At 42.9% G+C, this 16391-nt stretch carries 19 protein-coding genes, 1 other RNA gene and 2 pseudogenes; 11 read left to right on the top strand and 11 right to left on the bottom strand.

The window, feature by feature from the left end; translation table 11 throughout:
- The first annotated feature begins 67 nt into the window (after nt 1-67).
- The 3 genes from Xish_RS12175 to Xish_RS18640 all read left to right on the top strand — a co-directional run bounded on the left by Xish_RS12175 (nt 68) and on the right by Xish_RS18640 (nt 1211).
- Complete coding sequence (locus tag Xish_RS12175; RefSeq protein ID WP_099118090.1) at nt 68-337, top strand: hypothetical protein; 270 nt, start codon at nt 68-70, stop codon at nt 335-337.
- Nucleotides 312-845 (top strand): hypothetical protein, encoded by a 534-nt coding sequence (locus Xish_RS12170; RefSeq protein WP_099118089.1) that lies wholly within the window; start codon nt 312-314, stop codon nt 843-845. Before Xish_RS12175 ends, Xish_RS12170 begins: the two co-directional genes overlap by 26 nt.
- A gap of 228 nt (nt 846-1073) precedes the next feature.
- Nucleotides 1074-1211, top strand: coding sequence for a hypothetical protein (locus Xish_RS18640; RefSeq protein ID WP_167383267.1), 138 nt, complete (start codon nt 1074-1076; stop codon nt 1209-1211).
- On the opposite strand, the pseudogene Xish_RS19400 reads toward Xish_RS18640, so the two are convergent.
- A pseudogene (locus tag Xish_RS19400) lies at nt 1165-1365 on the bottom strand (hypothetical protein); the annotation flags it as partial. The gene Xish_RS18640 and the pseudogene Xish_RS19400 overlap by 47 nt on opposite strands.
- Nucleotides 1307-1429: a hypothetical protein gene (locus Xish_RS19145; protein WP_279625624.1), complete on the bottom strand. Its 123-nt coding sequence runs from the start codon at nt 1427-1429 to the stop codon at nt 1307-1309. The pseudogene Xish_RS19400 and the gene Xish_RS19145, both read right to left, overlap by 59 nt.
- Nucleotides 1430-1486: 57 nt before the next feature.
- On the opposite strand from Xish_RS19145, the gene Xish_RS12160 reads away from it, so the two are divergent.
- Nucleotides 1487-2386 carry an IS982 family transposase gene (locus Xish_RS12160; RefSeq protein WP_099116351.1) on the top strand — a complete coding sequence of 300 codons (900 nt, stop codon included), beginning with the start codon at nt 1487-1489 and terminating at the stop codon, nt 2384-2386.
- Between the two features lie 77 nt (nt 2387-2463).
- Here Xish_RS12160 and Xish_RS18415 read toward each other — a convergent pair.
- Nucleotides 2464-3630 (bottom strand): annotated as a pseudogene (locus Xish_RS18415) (IS3 family transposase).
- Nucleotides 3631-3709: 79 nt separating this feature from the next.
- On the opposite strand from Xish_RS18415, the gene Xish_RS12140 reads away from it, so the two are divergent.
- The gene (locus tag Xish_RS12140) at nt 3710-4012 is read left to right on the top strand and encodes a phage tail fiber protein (protein WP_244186017.1); all 303 of its coding nucleotides are present in this window, start codon (nt 3710-3712) and stop codon (nt 4010-4012) included.
- A 158-nt stretch (nt 4013-4170) separates the two neighbouring features.
- Here Xish_RS12140 and Xish_RS12135 read toward each other — a convergent pair whose 3' ends face one another.
- The 3 genes from Xish_RS12135 to smpB form a co-directional block, all read right to left on the bottom strand.
- Complete coding sequence (locus Xish_RS12135; protein WP_099118086.1) at nt 4171-4683, bottom strand: hypothetical protein; 513 nt, start codon at nt 4681-4683, stop codon at nt 4171-4173.
- An 891-nt stretch (nt 4684-5574) separates the two neighbouring features.
- Nucleotides 5575-5938, bottom strand: a transfer-messenger RNA (tmRNA) gene (ssrA, locus tag Xish_RS12130).
- Nucleotides 5939-5987: 49 nt separating this feature from the next.
- Nucleotides 5988-6470: an SsrA-binding protein SmpB gene (smpB, locus tag Xish_RS12125; protein WP_099118085.1), complete on the bottom strand. Its 483-nt coding sequence runs from the start codon at nt 6468-6470 to the stop codon at nt 5988-5990.
- A gap of 157 nt (nt 6471-6627) precedes the next feature.
- Here smpB and Xish_RS12120 point away from each other — a divergent pair, with 157 nt between their 5' ends.
- A complete protein-coding gene (locus Xish_RS12120) occupies nt 6628-7062 on the top strand; it encodes a type II toxin-antitoxin system RatA family toxin (protein WP_074025116.1) in 435 nt (144 codons plus the stop codon).
- Nucleotides 7055-7345, top strand: a complete 291-nt coding sequence (locus Xish_RS12115) for an RnfH family protein (protein ID WP_099118084.1) — start codon at nt 7055-7057, stop codon at nt 7343-7345. The genes Xish_RS12120 and Xish_RS12115 overlap by 8 nt, the downstream gene beginning before the upstream one ends.
- A gap of 54 nt (nt 7346-7399) precedes the next feature.
- Here Xish_RS12115 and bamE read toward each other — a convergent pair whose 3' ends face one another.
- From bamE to nadK, 3 genes are all read right to left on the bottom strand, one after another.
- Nucleotides 7400-7744: an outer membrane protein assembly factor BamE gene (gene bamE / locus Xish_RS12110; protein ID WP_099118083.1), complete on the bottom strand. Its 345-nt coding sequence runs from the start codon at nt 7742-7744 to the stop codon at nt 7400-7402.
- A gap of 112 nt (nt 7745-7856) precedes the next feature.
- Nucleotides 7857-9530 carry a DNA repair protein RecN gene (gene recN / locus Xish_RS12105; protein WP_099118082.1) on the bottom strand — a complete coding sequence of 558 codons (1674 nt, stop codon included), beginning with the start codon at nt 9528-9530 and terminating at the stop codon, nt 7857-7859.
- Nucleotides 9531-9642: 112 nt separating this feature from the next.
- Nucleotides 9643-10521 carry an NAD(+) kinase gene (gene nadK, locus Xish_RS12100; protein ID WP_099118081.1) on the bottom strand — a complete coding sequence of 293 codons (879 nt, stop codon included), beginning with the start codon at nt 10519-10521 and terminating at the stop codon, nt 9643-9645.
- 125 nt (nt 10522-10646) lie between these two features.
- On the opposite strand from nadK, the gene grpE reads away from it, so the two are divergent.
- Nucleotides 10647-11228 carry a nucleotide exchange factor GrpE gene (grpE, locus tag Xish_RS12095; RefSeq protein ID WP_099118080.1) on the top strand — a complete coding sequence of 194 codons (582 nt, stop codon included), beginning with the start codon at nt 10647-10649 and terminating at the stop codon, nt 11226-11228.
- Nucleotides 11229-11293: 65 nt separating this feature from the next.
- Here grpE and ung read toward each other — a convergent pair whose 3' ends face one another.
- Nucleotides 11294-11974: a uracil-DNA glycosylase gene (ung, locus tag Xish_RS12090; protein ID WP_099118079.1), complete on the bottom strand. Its 681-nt coding sequence runs from the start codon at nt 11972-11974 to the stop codon at nt 11294-11296.
- A 319-nt stretch (nt 11975-12293) separates the two neighbouring features.
- Here ung and grcA point away from each other — a divergent pair, with 319 nt between their 5' ends.
- Together grcA and Xish_RS12080 are read left to right on the top strand one after the other, a co-directional pair.
- Complete coding sequence (gene grcA, locus Xish_RS12085) at nt 12294-12677, top strand: autonomous glycyl radical cofactor GrcA (protein WP_099118078.1); 384 nt, start codon at nt 12294-12296, stop codon at nt 12675-12677.
- A gap of 187 nt (nt 12678-12864) precedes the next feature.
- Entirely contained in the window at nt 12865-13923 is a 1059-nt protein-coding gene (locus Xish_RS12080; protein ID WP_244186016.1) for a Tle-like phospholipase domain-containing protein, read from the top strand.
- A gap of 76 nt (nt 13924-13999) precedes the next feature.
- Here the strand turns inward: Xish_RS12080 and srmB are convergent, their stop codons facing one another.
- Nucleotides 14000-15340: an ATP-dependent RNA helicase SrmB gene (srmB, locus tag Xish_RS12075; RefSeq protein ID WP_099118077.1), complete on the bottom strand. Its 1341-nt coding sequence runs from the start codon at nt 15338-15340 to the stop codon at nt 14000-14002.
- 142 nt (nt 15341-15482) lie between these two features.
- Between srmB and trmN the strand changes: the two genes are divergently transcribed.
- The gene (trmN, locus tag Xish_RS12070) at nt 15483-16238 is read left to right on the top strand and encodes a tRNA(1)(Val) (adenine(37)-N(6))-methyltransferase TrmN (protein WP_099118076.1); all 756 of its coding nucleotides are present in this window, start codon (nt 15483-15485) and stop codon (nt 16236-16238) included.
- Nucleotides 16239-16391: the final 153 nt, after the last annotated feature.

The raw sequence follows: 16391 nt of genomic DNA, 5'->3' as shown, positions 1-16391 counted from the left end.
ACACCTCTCCTAAACGGCTTCAGTGAGCCATGCTGAATATATCAGCAAAAACATAAAGAGGTGTCCAATGGAACAAGTAGGCGCACATAATCCCGCACGTCATGAACAAGAATATATATCTAATAATAAATTATTAGATGATCGTCCGAGAAAATCTAAATCATCTGGCAGGGTTAATCCTGATGCCGCTGTTAGCTCACCCAAAGGTGATAAGTGGGGAGCAGCCGAAAACCTGATTGCCACCGAGTGGATTTTCCAGAAGGTGCGGATATCAGTATTACAAAATATATACCGTCAGAAAGGAGAGTGTTATGGGATGGTATCGACATTATTTTAACGATATTTATAAATTATCCTTACAGGAAGCGGTAACAGGTAGCGTGAAGCTTGTGGTCAGTCATGATGAACAATATCATTATTTTTTGGATATACCGAAAAACCAGTCAGGCCCCAGGCTTAATATTTTTGGACATGGAGACCCCAATAGAGCTTCTTTTCAAGGACACTCTGTAGAACGTCCTTTATCTGGTACTGAAATTGCAGGGTTTCCTTGCCGAGAGAAATTACCTCATGCACAACCTTTATCACCAAGCGACCTCGCAGAAAGTATCAAACCACTAATTTTAAGCTATTGCATCCGAAGTATTCGGTTAGTTGCGTGCTATACCGGAAGAACAGGCTTTGCTAGGGCGTTATCTCATTTTACGGGGTTACCTGTTAAGGCTCCAATGCACCATGTTGATGTGATGGAATTTGTTACTACGGGTCGTTACTGGATAATAAAACCACAAGAAGAGTTAGAGGGAGCGGAACGAAATTTCCGTTGGTTTGGGCTTCATCAATAACCACTGTAGTGTATTCGGAATGAGCCATCGAGCGAGAACATCCAATAATACTATATAAATCAGGTGGTTAATCTAATCATCAGCGAAAAAGAGAGCATCCCCACGAAAGATGGGTTTGATGGTTTCATTCAACTACCGATGATTTTCAGGTAGTTCAAAATCCTAGACTGGCGGGATATTTAGATGAATATTCCAAGGCTGCGCATGGCGTGGCTTAGGAGAAAACGCATGAAATATTACGTTCATACTAAAACTGATAATCAGGGTGATCATGAGGTGCACCGTGAAGGATGTAATCGTATGCCACTAGATGAAATCGTCAATTTATTGAAATGTAACGCGATGCTCGACTTTGACATCCTATAACGTTGGCTTGTTGAAGCCAGTCGCGTTGACTTTTACCTTGTTTAAAATTGGCAAAAATACCCAATGTCTGAGAAAGCAGTTTTCTGGCAATTAGATTACTCAAATGCCACAAATCCCGTGCCCAGCACTTCTCGATAGCAAATTGTCCAGCGAGATTCGCTCAAAATAAAAATAAGATTAACGCGATGCTCGACTTTCGAGGTGAGTTGAAATGACATAGCCACTCCTTTATAACTTTAAGTCGCCAAACTGAGAGAAATAAAGGAACAAGGGCTATGTCACAGCAAGATTTTATCATTTGGGTGTTTTGTTGGGTAGACGATAATTTAACAGCGTTACAGCAAGGCACACGATTGAGGAGCCGGGGGATCCCACCTAAGTTGAGTGATGCGGAAGTCATCGCGATGGAAGTGATTGGTGAATTCTTAGGATTTTCAACAGATAAAGGCATTTGGACGTATTTTTGTACCCACTGGCGCGCATGGTTTCCGGGGTTAGGTTCACGCGCTAACTTTGCCAAACAAGCCTCTAATCTTTGGGTTGTCAAACAAAAACTGCAAGAAAAGCTGGCGAGATTATTGGGCGCGTTCGACAAGCCGGTACATATTATCGACGGATTTCCGCTGTCCGTCTGTGGATTCAAAAGAGCAAAAGGCAGTGCCAACTTTAAAGGACAAGCCGATTATGGGTACTGCGCCGCCAAAAACGAAACTTACTACGGCTTTAAAGGGCATCTTATGATAGATGAAACCGGCGTGGTAACGGGGTTTACGCTGACACCCGCCAATGTCAGTGAGCGTGAAGCAACCTGGGATGTAATCGGCCCGATAAAAGGCTATTTGCTGGGTGATAAAGGGTATTTAGGTACTGAATTTAAACAAGAAATGAAAAAAGAAGGCATTGAAATGATAACCCCGGTGCGTGCCAATATGGATGACCCTGTCCCCAGAGAGACGAGAAAGCGCATTAATGCCAGGCGACGTTTAATTGAAACCGTCATTGGCCAACTCGCCGGGCAATTTGCTATCGAAAAGTGCTGGGCACGGGACTTGTGGCACTTGAGTAATCGAATAGCCAGAAAACTGCTTTCTCACACGTTGGGTATTTTTGCCAATTTTAAACAAGGAAAAAATCAACGCGACTGGCTCCAACAAGCCAAGGTTATAGGGTGTTAAAGTCGAGCATCGCGTTAAGATTAAGGAATATTAAAAAAACCTGTCGCCATTTTGCCGCCATTACCAATCTGTAGCGGTCAAGAACTTCCGGACACCATTTTAGCCTGTTCCCATTGCTTTTCGTATTCAACGGGAGAAATGCCTCCATTAAAACTATGGGGGCGAATGTAATTATAATATCCGCCAAAATATTGCGTGATATCCCGTATTGCATCATGGATATCCAGATAGCCTTCCGGAGGGACCCATTCGCTTTTCAGACTCCGGAATACCCGTTCCATCGGCGAATTATCATAGCAGCAGCCCCGGCGGCTCATGCTTTGGATAATCTGGTTTCGCCAAAGTAAGCGGCGGAACTTTTTGCTACTGTATTGACTGCCTTGGATGCCCTTCTATATGGCGCGTTTCCAGCGCATGACTCAGTGCCCGACAGACCAACTCTGCATCCGGTGAGGAAGAGATGGCCATGCCCACCACGCGGCGGGAAAATAAATCCATCACCACCGCGAGGTAACGCCAACCTTCCTGCGTACGAATGTACGTGATGTCCCCGCACCACCGGGTATTTGGGCTAGCCGGGGCAAAATGCTGCTGCAAAAAATCCGGCGACGCCACGTGCTCTTTCCCCGGTGGACGATAACGGTGGGCCCCCGGCTGACGACTTTGCAGGCCGCATTCTTGCATGAGCCGGCGAGCCAGCCAGCGCCCAACCGGGGTGCCTTCATTGATCAGCAAGTGGCTCAGGGAGCGGCTGCCGATGGCCCCCCGACTTTGGTTATACAATTACAATTCACGGGTCCGGATGCGCAGCCGCAGACGCTCTGTATCGACCGGACGTTCTCGCCAATCGTAATAGGCGCTGCGTGACACCTTAAGTGCCAGACAGAGTTCCGTGACCGGCCATTGGGCACTCAGCCGTGTGATCAACGAATAGCACCACTGCGTATCTCGCTCATCAACACGGCCGCCTGCTTTAAAATTTCTTTTTCCATTTCCAGACGCCTGACCTGTTTTTCCAACGCCTGTATCTGGCGTTGTTCGGGCGTTAAGGCTTTACCGGCAGGCGTTACCCCCTGTATTTCGGCCTTATACTGGCGGATCCATTTTCTCAAGGTACTGGCATCAACGGCCAGTGAACGGGCGATATCAATAACCCGTTGATGATGGAGAACAACCTGCTGAACCGCTTCCAGCTTAAATTCAACGGAATAGTGGCGTTTGATCGGTTTCAATTTCATTGTCATACCTCATTGTCATGTTAATAACATTAGCAGGCTTTTGAGGTGTCCGAGATCTTTATACCACTATAATCTCATCAAAAACGTGCTGGGGTTTAATGCTGATGCGGCATGGGGCGGTGTTGATGGTGGGGTTGAGATACCGCTGTGCAAAAATAAATTGCCGTTGATTTGGGTGGATTACAAAGTTCTGCCCGATGGCGCCATCAAATTAATGACCTACCATCGAGAGCACACCAGCGCCCCCACATTCGCCAGAAATACACGAGAGGGTTACGTTGACGGTGACCCGATTGATATCCCCATCGGTCGGTCTATATCTGTCCGTGTCCAGATGCCAGAGAATTCTATCTGGAATCAGCAACAAAGATTATCTGAGTCAAAATAATATAGGGGCACTATGCCCCTTATGCCAGTAGATTCGGTGTGGAATGTGAGGTGGGGGAGGTAGAGGTTGTCACTGATAGTGATCAGGCTGAATAGATGGAATAAGGGAATAATTAACCCGCAGAAAATTGCGGGTTAAGATAATTAATTGGTTAATTGTTATCTATGAAATTTAGTTTTACTAAATTTAGAATCAGGTAGCAAGCGCCTAACATATGGTAACATCAAGTATCGTAATTCTTCTGGGGGTTTGTAGTGCCCACTAGCATTTGACCACATTAATAGTTCGCCTCGATGAAACGATAAGATTCCTGCAAAACGAACAAGCTTTCTGTAGCTTATGGAGGTGTGCCCGTCAACTGCATCATGCCAATGATAATTAGCATCTCGGGCACTTTTTGCACAGTATATGGTGTATGGATCATCAGCAGAAATAATAAATATATATCTACCATCGGCAAGCTTTGCATTTTTAGTAATATAATTTATTAAAAAATATTGTTCAGTTTTCTCTAGAGAGTAAAGTGCTTCAGGTTTAGCCGGACGTTGTAACTCTTTATTTTTTTGTACAGAAAGTAATGTTTCTGAATTTGTCATGTTGTGTTTACTTGATAGAAAGCTCTCAATGAGCTCTTTAAATGTTATTTCATCATCTTTATCACTATCATTCATAAAAACCCCTATCAGTAACAGAGAAACATAACAACGGACACATAAATATTCATATTTTATGCTGGCTATATAACACCGCATAGATATAGTTTACATGCATTACTTATATCATAGATAAACAGATTAGTACGCTATAACTCCCACCCCGCCTGATATCACTTAATTCTCTCCGTTGGATAACATTAGTTAAATCAATCAATTATCTAAATAGGATAATTCTCCTCTTTTAACTCATTGATTCTTCCATTCATCCTCACTTTGGCTCAACCATTACGGAAATCCCAATAGTTGATTTGCGTGCTGGGCAAAAGGATTAAACGTATTGATTTTATTACTTTTACTGGTCGACAACCCCGCTTTCCTTCCGCTTCAAACGGAGGTGTGGGATTTAAAAGCCCATTTATGTTAAAGGGCGGATTTCTGTCCTATAGTGATAGTAGCTTTGTTTCCCACCCCCACCTTGGAGCCAACCTCAATTTCTTTAGTAAAAAACACTCACCTGCCAAATATCATCAAAAAATTTGAATATTTAAAAATACTGTTTATACGTACAGAAATGAACTAGTTCAGCGGGGAATTTTTGCAGTAAATTTCTTGAATAAAATAATGATGACCATTCTTCAATACGAAATCTAGAGAGAACAATCCGAGGGGAAACCAAACCCAAAACAGGCAAAAGTGGCGTGTATTTTTGTTACACTTTTTTACAAATAGAAATATATTCGCTGCGAATAAAAAACACCTCAGAAGGGGAGTCTGAGGTGTCTTAAATTTAACTCCACGTGCATTTCACGTGCACTTTGAAGTCCTTTTACTGTCATGACAGTGACCAATCAACTTTTCTAACTTACTGTTTTTCAAGTTGTTGTCCCTACACTGTCCCACCAAATTTGGTGGAGCTGGCGGGAGTTGAACCCGCGTCCGAAATTCCTACATCCTTGGTACTACATGCTTAGTCTGGTCTTTACATTCGCTTGCCAGCTGCGGACAGACACGCCACTAACAAACTAGCCTGATTGGATTTAACGCTTCAACCCCAGGCAGGGCATCCACGCGATCTCTTTTGGGTTTGACCTCTCTTGATCCCCGTCCTAAGAGCGAAGGCTAGGGAGAGAGGGCTCTGCGCAGGTTATTAAGCTGCCAGTGCGTAGTTTTCGTCGTTTGCGACTATTGTTTTGCGGCTTTTTACGAGGCCAACCGCCCCTCGGCATGCACCTTGGGTTTCGCGAATCCCGTCGAATCCAGAATCAGCCCCAAGTGTATAAAAACAAGTATATCAGAATATTGAGTGATAATGCCAGTGATTAACGCCCAGAATTCTTCATAATTCTCGCTTTGTCTAATTTCCACTCACGTTCTTTGATGTCTGAACGTTTATCGTGCGCTTTTTTGCCTTTTGCAACGCCAATTTTGATTTTGCACCAGGCATTTTTCCAATACATGGAAAGTGCGACGATGGTGTAACCTTCCCGATTGATTCGGCCATACAATGAATCAAGCTCGCGTTTGTTAAGTAGTAGCTTGCGTGATCGTGTCGGATCACAAACTATGTGGGAAGAAGCAACGTTTAAGGGCGTAATCGTGGCACCAAAAAGATAAGCATCACCATCTTTGAGCAAAACATAACTCTCACTGATGTTAGCCTTGCCAGCGCGCAGTGATTTAACTTCCCAACCTTGTAGGGATAAGCCTGCTTCAAATTCTTCCTCAATGAAGTATTCGTGGCGGGCTCGCTTATTCATGGCAATTGTTGCCGAACCGGGTTTGTGTGCTTTTTTCTTTGTCATAATGCGTTGTATTATACTGTATGCGTTAGTGAAAGAAATCTCTTCTGTATGATATTTAGCGATAAGTGCGCATTTATTGTACTAAATGTCATCGGGTTTTTATTTAACCATGTTTAAGTGATACTATTCAGCGCTGTTATGTTTTACAGGAAATGATATGCCACAGATTAGTCGCTCTGCGCTAGTGCCTTACAGCGTGGAACAAATGTATAAATTGGTCAACGATGTGACATCTTATCCAGATTTTTTACCAGGATGTGTGGGTAGCCGTGTAATAAGCAGTAGCAATAATGAAATGACGGCTTCCGTTGAGGTCTCTAAAGCAGGGATCAGTAAGACGTTCGTAACGCGCAATACGTTATTTGATAATCAACGTATCAGTATGCAGCTTGTTGATGGGCCTTTCCGTAAGTTAATGGGAGGGTGGCATTTTATTCCGTTAAGTGAAGATGCTTGCAAGGTTGAGTTGCATCTCGATTTTGAATTTACTAATAAGTTGATTGAATTGGCCTTTGGCAAGGTATTTAAAGAGCTGGCTGGTAATATGGTTCAGGCTTTTACTCAACGTGCACGTGAGGTCTACAGTGTCTGAGATTAATATCGAAGTCGTTTATGCTCTGCCTGAACGGCAATATCTTCGTAATGTGAAAGTACCGCAAGGAGCAACCGTCGAACAGGCGATTGTAACGTCTGGTCTTTTGACATTACGTAATGATATCGATTTGGCTAAAAATAAAGTTGGTATTTATAGCCGTCCTGCCAAATTGACTGATACCTTGGAAGAGGGGGATCGTGTAGAGATTTATCGCCCTCTGGTTGCTGATCCAAAAGAAATGCGCCGTAAACGAGCAGAGCGCGCGAAAAACAATGCGTGATAATGTCTATTTATTCGCCAGACTATCCGCTGGCGAATAAATAAAATACACACTTCACTGATTCTCTGGTAGTGATTTTTCATCCTTGATATCAGTTAGCACACCTTGGTTATCAAAGGTAAGTGTCAGGGTTTCCTGAGTTGCTTTCCCATGGCCTGGTTGTTGGCGGAATACGTAATACCAGGTTTGACTCCCAAACGGATCGGTCAGCATTGGTGTTCCCAAAGTGTAAGAAACTTGCTGCTGAGTCATTCCCTTATGGATTTTTGATACCGCAGCCGGCGTAAGGTAGTTTCCTTGATTAATATCAGGGCGATAAACAATTCGCTCAAACATAGAGCAACCCGCAGTCAGCATAACAAGAGATACAGTAGCGGCAGTCAACAATTTACAGCGCATAGTAATTACATTCCTTTAGGCGTTAGGCCTTCGATAATAATAAACATTAAAGAGATTGAAAACCTCTATGCATTTACCTATGACTGCAATTATACAAGAAAGTTGTCTCAATTTATGCCGCTAACAGCTCTTTTGCATTGGCCAAAGTATTTTTTGTAACCTCACTTCCCGCCAGAAGCCGTGCCAGTTCTTGAAGTCGTGCTTTTTTATCTAATAGTTGCATTTGGGTTTCAGTTTCTTCTCCATCTGTTTGTTTGCTGACATAAAAATGTTGATGTCCGCATCCGGCAACTTGAGGTAAATGGGTGACGCACATAACTTGGGTCGATTCTCCCAATTCACGTAGCAAACGCCCGACAATTGCCGCTGTTGAGCCACTGATACCTACATCGACTTCATCGAAAATCAGCGCCGGAGTTTCCATTTTTTTCGCCGTAATAACCTGAATTGCCAGTGCAATACGGGAAAGTTCACCACCTGATGCTACTTTTGCTAATGGTTGGTGAGGCTGCCCGGGGTTGGTTGTGACATTGAATTCAACTTTGCTGGCTCCATCAATGTTTAAGTGCTCTGCTTCAAAAGTAACATCAATGCTAAAGCGACCATGAGGCATAGAAAGTTGGTGCATACTGTTCGTTATCAGTTGGCCTAATTCTGCGGCATATTTTTGGCGAACATGGTGCAATTTTTCTGCCACAGTCAGGGCTTGCTGGTAATGCAAGCTGACAAGTTCACTAAGGTGGGCACAATCATTTTCCTGCAAAGATAATTGATGTTGTTCTTCCAATAATTGTTGATGTAATGCAGGTAATTCTTCTGGTGCAACATGGTGTTTACGAGCCATGCTGATTTGTTGGGAAATTTTCTGTTCCAGTTCGAATAAACGATTAGGATCCAGTTCCAGTTGATCGCTGTAATGACGTAATTCGTCACTCACTTCATTGATTTGGATCGCCGCTTCTTCCAACATATTAAGCAGACCACTGAGTTTGTGATCCATGCTGGCAAGTTCTGTCAGTTCACTACGAGCATAGCTGAGAAGGCTAACAATGTTCTGTTCATCATTGTCACTTAAAATTTGGAGGATATTTTGGCTAACAGATAAAAATTGCCCGCAGTTTGCCAGCCGTTTGTATTCACTATCCTGTTCTTGATAATCACCTGATTGTGGTGATAGTTCGTTTAGTTCTTTTAGATGATATTCCAGCAACTGCTGGCGTGAGCTCCGCTCAAGAGCTTGTTGTTGGAATTGGGAGAGAGCCTGACAGCTTTGACGCCATTGTTGGTAAGTTTGTTTCATTTCGTGTTGAAGTTCGAAATCGCCCGTATAAATATCCAGTAAGCGCCTTTGGTGACGATTTTCTAACAACAGTTGGTGGGCATGTTGCCCGTGGATTTGGATCAGATGAGAACCCAATTCACGTAATTGAGAAAGTGGTACAGCCGTACCATTGATAAAACCGCGAGAGCGCCCATCAGCGGTAATAGTACGACGCAGCAGGCACTCATTGCCATCATCAAAACTTCCATCAAGCTGGTGATCTATCAGCCATTGGCGGGCAGAAGGGGCATCAGCCAGTGAAAAACGGGCACAAAGATCGGTACGTTGAGCGCCTTGACGAACCATGTTAGCTTCGCCTCGATTGCCAAGACATAAACCTAGTGCATCAATCGCGATGGATTTACCCGCTCCGGTTTCACCTGTGATTGCCGTCATTCCTGAACGGAAATCAATTTCAAGTTCGCGAACGATAGCAAAGTTACTGATGGTCAATTGAGTTAGCATCGTGTCCCTCCTTCTTTTTACTGTATATAAACACGTTACTGTATAAAAACATGTCTGTGCTTCCATACAGTATAAACTGGTTTTTTATACAGTAAAATAGGAAAGTATGTTTTTAGAACATTTTTTTCGACCAGCCCAGTTTTGTACTCAGTGTATTGAAGTAGTTGTAATCTTTTGGATGAATTAGATGCAGATTATAGTCACTGCGTTTGATGATCACTTCTTCACCATCTTGGATTGGCAGGGCAATTTGGCTGTCACAACTGACTTCGTAGTCATTGCTGTTTTGGGCAAATTTCAGGCGAATGCTGCTTTCACTGCTGATAACGAGAGGGCGTGCCGAGAGCGTATGTGGAAACATCGGCACTAGCACGATAGCATCTAAGTTTGGCGTTAATATAGGTCCTCCGGCAGACAGTGAATAGGCCGTAGAGCCAGTGGGTGTTGCTATGATTAAGCCATCTGAACGTTGAGAAAAAGCAAAACGTTCATCAATATATACTTCGAACTCAATCATATGGGCAACTTTACCTGGATGTAGTACGACTTCATTTAATGCAGTACTACGGCGGGATTTATGCCCTGCTTTTGTCACTTGTGCTTCAAGCAGAAAACGTTTTTCGTCTCGATATTTGCCACCTAAAACTTCGGAGAGTTGCTGCAAAGCATTATCGGGATCTAAATCGGTTAAAAAGCCCAAATTGCCTCGATTGATCCCAATGACTTTGATGTCATAACGTGATAACACTCTGGTTGCACCGAGCATATTGCCATCACCACCGACAACAATCACAAGATCGGCAATTTTACCAATTTCTGTCAATCCTCCGGTCTGAGCACCATTTAAATTAATATCTTTCGCGACCTGTCTATCCACAATGACGCAATAACCTTTAGATACCAGCCAGTGGTACAGCACTTCATGGGTGGCCAGTGCTTCAGGGTGACGTGGACGACCGACAATACCGATGCATTTGAATTCATTATTCATTGCTGTTATTTCCTTCAGCATATGGTTTTGCCCTCACAATAATGATTGTTCCCTTGAATCCCGCGTTTTGATCCCCATAATAAAGCTCAAATGGCGAAGATAATACAAAATACGCGGAGATATTCATGAGTAGTAAAGACCAAAAAGTACCTGATGAGCAAGTCGCAGAAAATACAGAAAATGTATTAGAGCAACAAATAAATGCGGAACAGGCAGATGCGCCAGAGACTGAAAATGTTGTTGATCCGCGTGTTGCTGAGTTGGAAGAACAACTGAAACAAGCTCAGGCTAACGAACGTGATGCTTTGTTGCGTGCGCGTGCTGAAATAGAAAATATTCGCCGCCGTACTGAGCAGGATGTAGAAAAAGCACATAAATTTGCATTGGAAAAATTTGTCAATGAACTTCTGCCAGTTATTGACAATTTAGAGCGTGCATTAGATGTGGCTGATCGTACCAATGAAGCGCTACTGCCAATGGTTGAAGGTATTGAACTGACGCTGAAATCTTTTATCGATTCAGTGGGTAAGTTTGGTGTTGAAGTGGTCAGTGACACTAATGTCCCTTTTAATCCAGAAGTGCATCAGGCGATGACCATGATGGAATCCGATCAGCATGAACCTAATCAGGTTATGTTGGTGATGCAGAAAGGCTATACCCTGAATGGTCGTTTATTGCGTCCTGCAATGGTTGCTGTTTCTAAATAAGATTACGGTATCTCGTGATGCAATGCCGCCACAGGAAAGGCGGCATTTTTGTAGGTTAAGATCGGTTATTGGGGCAATTGAGGCTCCCAATCTATTGGAGATAATCCTTGCGTTTCCAATAAGTGGTTGGTCTGTGAGAAATGTTTACAGCCTAAGAAACCACGATGAGCAGATAAAGGAGAAGGATGGGGAGCTTTTAATACATGATGGCGTTGGGCATCAATGAAATGGCCTTTTTTCTGTGCATGAGATCCCCAAAGTAAGAAAATGACGCCGTTGCAATGTTCATTGATTGCTGCAATAACTTTGTCAGTGAACGTTTCCCACCCTAAATGAGCATGGGAATGTGCGTTGCCGCGCTCAACGGTGAGTACGGTATTGAGCAATAATACCCCCTGTTTTGCCCAACTTATCAAACAACCGTGATTTGGGCGAGTAAATCCAGCAATGTCTGATTCCAGTTCTTTGTACATATTAACGAGAGAAGGTGGCGCAGGAATACCCGGCTGTACCGAGAAAGCCAAACCGTGGGCCTGATTCGGGCCGTGGTAAGGATCTTGCCCTAAAATCACCACTTTTACATCAGCCAATTCGGTATAGCGGAATGCGTTGAAAACATCTGTTTGAGGTGGATAAATAGTTTTTCCAGCCTGACGTTCATTGGCAACATAAGCCAATGTATCAACAAAATAAGGCTGTTTCTTTTCATTGCCGATGACATCGTGCCATGTGAGAGGTGCGGACATAGCCAATCCCTTTCTAGATGATTATCAAATGGCTTAAGCTTACCGATTCCCTTGGGATAGGGAAACCCTCAGATCCCAATACACACTTAATTCCCAGAATAAAAAGCTATTTTTATAAATTTTTTTGAAAAAACATGAAAATAATTTCATCCAACTTTGCTATAAAAGATAATTAAAAACATAACGTTATGAATTTACCATCAGTAACCTTATGAAATTAGTTGATTGCAATCAAAGAATCTTCTCATTTGTGCTGGTATACAAGAAATTAGGAATGATGGTTGATTAAATAACCAAGATGATGATGTTGGAGGTATAAATGATTACTGGGATTCAAATTACCCAATCTGACAACGCTACATTGATGAATTCTTTTTGGCTGTTGGATGATGAAAAAAATGAAGCGCGTTGCATATGTGCCAAAGCAGATTACGGTGAAGGACAGATTGTTGCCAAAGAGGAATTGGGGCAATTTGAATATCGTGAGATCCCGTTGGAAGTCAAGCCGACTGTGCGTGTAGAAGGCGGACAACATTTGAATGTTAATGTTCTGCGCCGCGAAACGCTGGAAGATGCGGTAAAACACCCCGAAAAATATCCCCAGCTTACAATTCGGGTATCTGGTTATGCTGTGCGTTTTAATTCTCTGACTCCAGAACAGCAACGTGATGTTATTGCTCGTACTTTTACAGAAAGCTTGTAATTCTTGTCTCAGGCAAAAAATCTAAAGGGAGAGTTGATACTCCCTTTTTTTATTCCCATGTTTTTATTATGTGAATTTATTTTGTTAAATAAAAATTAAATTTGTTTTAATCTTGTTAAAAATTCTGCCGATAGAGAGTTTGGGCGTTTAAACCACACCAAATTTAAATAATCTGTAGGAGAATTTTATGACTTTATCAGTTGATACTAGTTTTTTAAGTAATTTAGGATTTTATTCCTTACAAAAAAATGCTCTACAACCTCAGTCGAATTCTTCAGCTCAGTCACCACCTGACAAAGTTGATCACATTTCTTCCCCAGGCATTTCTCTTTCAGAAAATACCAAACAGGCTAATGCGCTCTATCAATCATTGGTTAATCAATCATTGGCTAATAATTTAAATGCCAGTGCGATGGCAGCCCCTGAATTGAAAGCCAATGATATTGCAGGGAAACAATCTAAATTGGTCGATTATACCTTGACGCTGGTTACCCGTGATGTTTATCGACAAAGTAGTTTAGGGATTGGCGATTATGTGCGCCTATCTGATGAGGATTTATCAAAATTAGGCATTGAACCAGACACACTGAATGATTATTCAACAGGATTCCAGGCCGGCGTATACCATAATAAGGGGTTATATATTGTCTCTTTCACTGGATCGAATGAATTAAAGGATTTCGTGGTAAGTATTCGCCAAGGGCTTGGTTACAATGAAAAACAATATAGTCAAGCCGTAGAATTGGCACATAAGGCGTTAGAAATATTTGGTGAAAATGTCATTTTCACAGGGCATTCATTGGGGGGTGGATTAGCAACCGTGGCTGCATTGGCAACAGGAAAACCAGCAGTTATTTACAATTCTGTTAGTGTTTCTGACTCTACATTGAAACATATGGGAGTCTCACCCGAAGTCGCTCGTGAATTGGCTGACAGCGGCTTGATTCGCCATTATACCGTCCAACATGATTGGCTGGGAAACTTACAAAAAACATTACCAATTCGTCAACCGATGGGGCACGAAATAGAGCTTAATTATGAATATGAATTGGAGAGCATATGGGATGTCATGCTGCCTAATCGATATGGCTTCCATACTTTTAAGGCACATTTTTTGGAGGCTGTTCTCGAATTGATGGCGGAACAAAAGCCTTGGTTAAATAATGCTAATACACTGTTAGCGTCAACTGATGTTACAGATATAGATACCACATCGCAGCAAAGTGAGCAGCATTATACTGTGTAATATTTAGCGCTCAGTCTACCGGAACATGGACGAAGTCATTGTATGGTTTCGCCCATGTTCTACAATCAGTTATTAATTAATCGTTGCTGGATTCAGTTAATTCTGGTCTAGGATTGCCAGAAGCAGCACGACGTTTACCGATATTTTTTTTGTCGCGATGACGAACTTTCACACGGTTTTTCTTCGCTTCGTCGGTTTTCTTCTTCTCTTTGCGTTTTACTAACACTTTTTTGGATGGTTTATAGCCCTTTTTATCGCTTGGCGCTTTGGTTTGTGGGCGAAGCTCATCAACCACCCGTATTTTCATAGGTTCGTTGAGGTAACGGCTGATTTTACCCAAAAGGAGATGATCGTGTGCTTCAACCAGAGCAATGGCTGTTCCTTTACGACCTGCGCGGGCAGTACGACCAATTCGATGCAAGTAAACATCTGCGGTGCGAGGCAAATCGAAGTTAAAGACGTGGCTGACATCCTCGATATCTAATCCACGGGAAGCAACGTCGGTTGCGACCAGAACTTTGACTTTACCATCATTCAAGCGTTTTACAGCATCTGTACGCTTGGCTTGCACCATTTCACCTTCAAGGAAACCCGCTTGAATGCCTGCCTGGTTCAGCCAATCGACAAGTTCGCGGACACGCTCTCGTTTGCGCACGAAAACAATGGACTTAGTCACTTCAGGTTGCTGGAGAAGGTGGCACAGAATGGCTGTTTTATGCTCTAGCGAATCAGCCCGATAGTAAAATTGCTGAATTTTCTTGCGCTCACGGCGGGAAGGTTCGGCATCGATCTCAACAGGATCAGTTAACAGGCGCTCGGCAAAATCACGGATGGATTCCCCTTCCAAAGTTGCGGAGAATAACAACGTTTGTTTGCGCCAGCGGGTTTCACCAGCTATCGTTTCGACATCATTGGCGAATCCCATATCCAACATACGATCAGCTTCATCAAGGATTAGCGTTTCCACTGCGCGGCAGTCGAAATTTTCTTCTTTGATGTATTGCAGCAGACGCCCGGTCGTTGCGACAACAATATCCTGATTCTCACTGAATACTTCCGCGTGATTCATATAGGCAACACCACCAGTGATTGTAGCGATGTCCAAATGTGTATGGGCCGCCAGTTCTTTTGCCTGTTCTGCAACTTGCATTGCCAGTTCACGGGTTGGCGTCAAAATCAGGATACGCGGAGGCCCTGATTTTTTGCGGGGAAAATCCAATAAATGTTGTAATACCGGCAATAAGTAAGCGGCGGTTTTACCTGTACCGGTCGGTGCTGAGCCTAATACATCACGTCCGTCCATAGCCGCAGGAATGGCTGCTGCCTGAATGGCAGTCGGGCGTTCATAGCCTTTGTCGTTCAGTGCTTCAAGCAGGGAGTCATCAAGTTCGAATTCGGAAAAGTTTGTCGCAGTCATCATATACCTCTATTTGGGCCGCCGATTATAAACAGGTTAAGCACATTGTTCATCCTATAAAAGCGTCCAATGAGTCGGTTGCTTTTATCCGCCGGCCATAAGATTTATGCTATGACCCATTCTAATTTCAGTAGATATAGTCATGGCATTAAGAAAGAAACCCGCTTTTCGCCGCGGTGGTTTTACATTTAAACAGTTTTTTGTTGGGCATGATAAATGTGCGATGAAAGTCGGGACGGATGGTGTGTTGTTGGGTGCCTGGGCGCCAGTATATAACAGGACAAGATGTCTGGATATTGGATGTGGCAGTGGTTTGATTGCATTGATGCTAGCCCAGCGTACACAAGACAATACCATGATTGATGCGGTGGAACTGGATGTTCTTGCTGCAATGCAGGCAGTGGATAATGCACAGCAATCACCTTGGTCTTCCCGTATTTCGGTACATCAGCAGGATATTCATGATTTCGTACAACAAAATAAGTCACGAAAAATTAGTTCCCAATACGATTTAATTGTTAGTAATCCACCTTACTTTGAACCTGCTATTTCATGTCGAAATGAAGCTCGCAATCAGGCTCGCTATACGGAATCATTGACACATCAGGGATTGTTGGCGTGTGTACAGGCATTGATTACGCCGACAGGATTATTTTGTCTGGTATTGCCTTATAAAATTGGTGAACAATTTGAAAAAATGGCATCAGGTTTAGGATGGTTTACCCATTTTCGAGTCAATATTCGAGACAGGCAAGATAAGCCGTTGCATCGGCTATTATTGGGATTGTCACAGCAAGAACAGGACGTCCAAGTGAGTGAACTAACGATTCGTTCTTCAGATGGCGCATATACAGATGACTTTCGTCAATTAGTAACAGATTTTTATCTTTATTATTGATGATGTTAGCACTATTGAGATGGTGAATTAAAACTTTCGGTATAATAAAACAAAGGTTTTCTTTTTCTCAGATTAAAATAACGTACCCTGTAAAATAGCGGCTATGATTTAGAAAAGTGCAATACGAAAAGAACAGGTGGTTGTAATTAAAAT

Origin of the sequence: Xenorhabdus ishibashii, from assembly GCF_002632755.1 — a bacterium.
In the GTDB taxonomy this organism is placed as follows: Bacteria; Pseudomonadota; Gammaproteobacteria; order Enterobacterales; family Enterobacteriaceae; genus Xenorhabdus; species Xenorhabdus ishibashii.
This window is presented reverse-complemented; position numbering and strand designations above follow the sequence as displayed.

Bases quoted from the DNA above. Each gene is read 5' to 3' on its own strand.
- Xish_RS12175 (WP_099118090.1), top strand. From the start codon at position 68: ATGGAACAAGTAGGCGCACATAATCCCGCACGTCATGAACAAGAATAT.
- Xish_RS12170 (WP_099118089.1), top strand. From the start codon at position 312: ATGGGATGGTATCGACATTATTTTAACGATATTTATAAATTATCCTTA.
- Xish_RS18640 (WP_167383267.1), top strand. From the start codon at position 1,074: ATGAAATATTACGTTCATACTAAAACTGATAATCAGGGTGATCATGAG.
- Xish_RS19145 (WP_279625624.1), bottom strand. From the start codon at position 1,429: ATGTCATTTCAACTCACCTCGAAAGTCGAGCATCGCGTTAATCTTATT.
- Xish_RS12160 (WP_099116351.1), top strand. From the start codon at position 1,487: ATGTCACAGCAAGATTTTATCATTTGGGTGTTTTGTTGGGTAGACGAT.
- Xish_RS12135 (WP_099118086.1), bottom strand. From the start codon at position 4,683: ATGAATGATAGTGATAAAGATGATGAAATAACATTTAAAGAGCTCATT.
- smpB (WP_099118085.1), bottom strand. From the start codon at position 6,470: ATGACAAAGAAAAAAGCACACAAACCCGGTTCGGCAACAATTGCCATG.
- Xish_RS12120 (WP_074025116.1), top strand. From the start codon at position 6,628: ATGCCACAGATTAGTCGCTCTGCGCTAGTGCCTTACAGCGTGGAACAA.
- bamE (WP_099118083.1), bottom strand. From the start codon at position 7,744: ATGCGCTGTAAATTGTTGACTGCCGCTACTGTATCTCTTGTTATGCTG.
- recN (WP_099118082.1), bottom strand. From the start codon at position 9,530: ATGCTAACTCAATTGACCATCAGTAACTTTGCTATCGTTCGCGAACTT.
- nadK (WP_099118081.1), bottom strand. From the start codon at position 10,521: ATGAATAATGAATTCAAATGCATCGGTATTGTCGGTCGTCCACGTCAC.
- grpE (WP_099118080.1), top strand. From the start codon at position 10,647: ATGAGTAGTAAAGACCAAAAAGTACCTGATGAGCAAGTCGCAGAAAAT.
- ung (WP_099118079.1), bottom strand. From the start codon at position 11,974: ATGTCCGCACCTCTCACATGGCACGATGTCATCGGCAATGAAAAGAAA.
- grcA (WP_099118078.1), top strand. From the start codon at position 12,294: ATGATTACTGGGATTCAAATTACCCAATCTGACAACGCTACATTGATG.
- Xish_RS12080 (WP_244186016.1), top strand. From the start codon at position 12,865: ATGACTTTATCAGTTGATACTAGTTTTTTAAGTAATTTAGGATTTTAT.
- srmB (WP_099118077.1), bottom strand. From the start codon at position 15,340: ATGACTGCGACAAACTTTTCCGAATTCGAACTTGATGACTCCCTGCTT.
- trmN (WP_099118076.1), top strand. From the start codon at position 15,483: ATGGCATTAAGAAAGAAACCCGCTTTTCGCCGCGGTGGTTTTACATTT.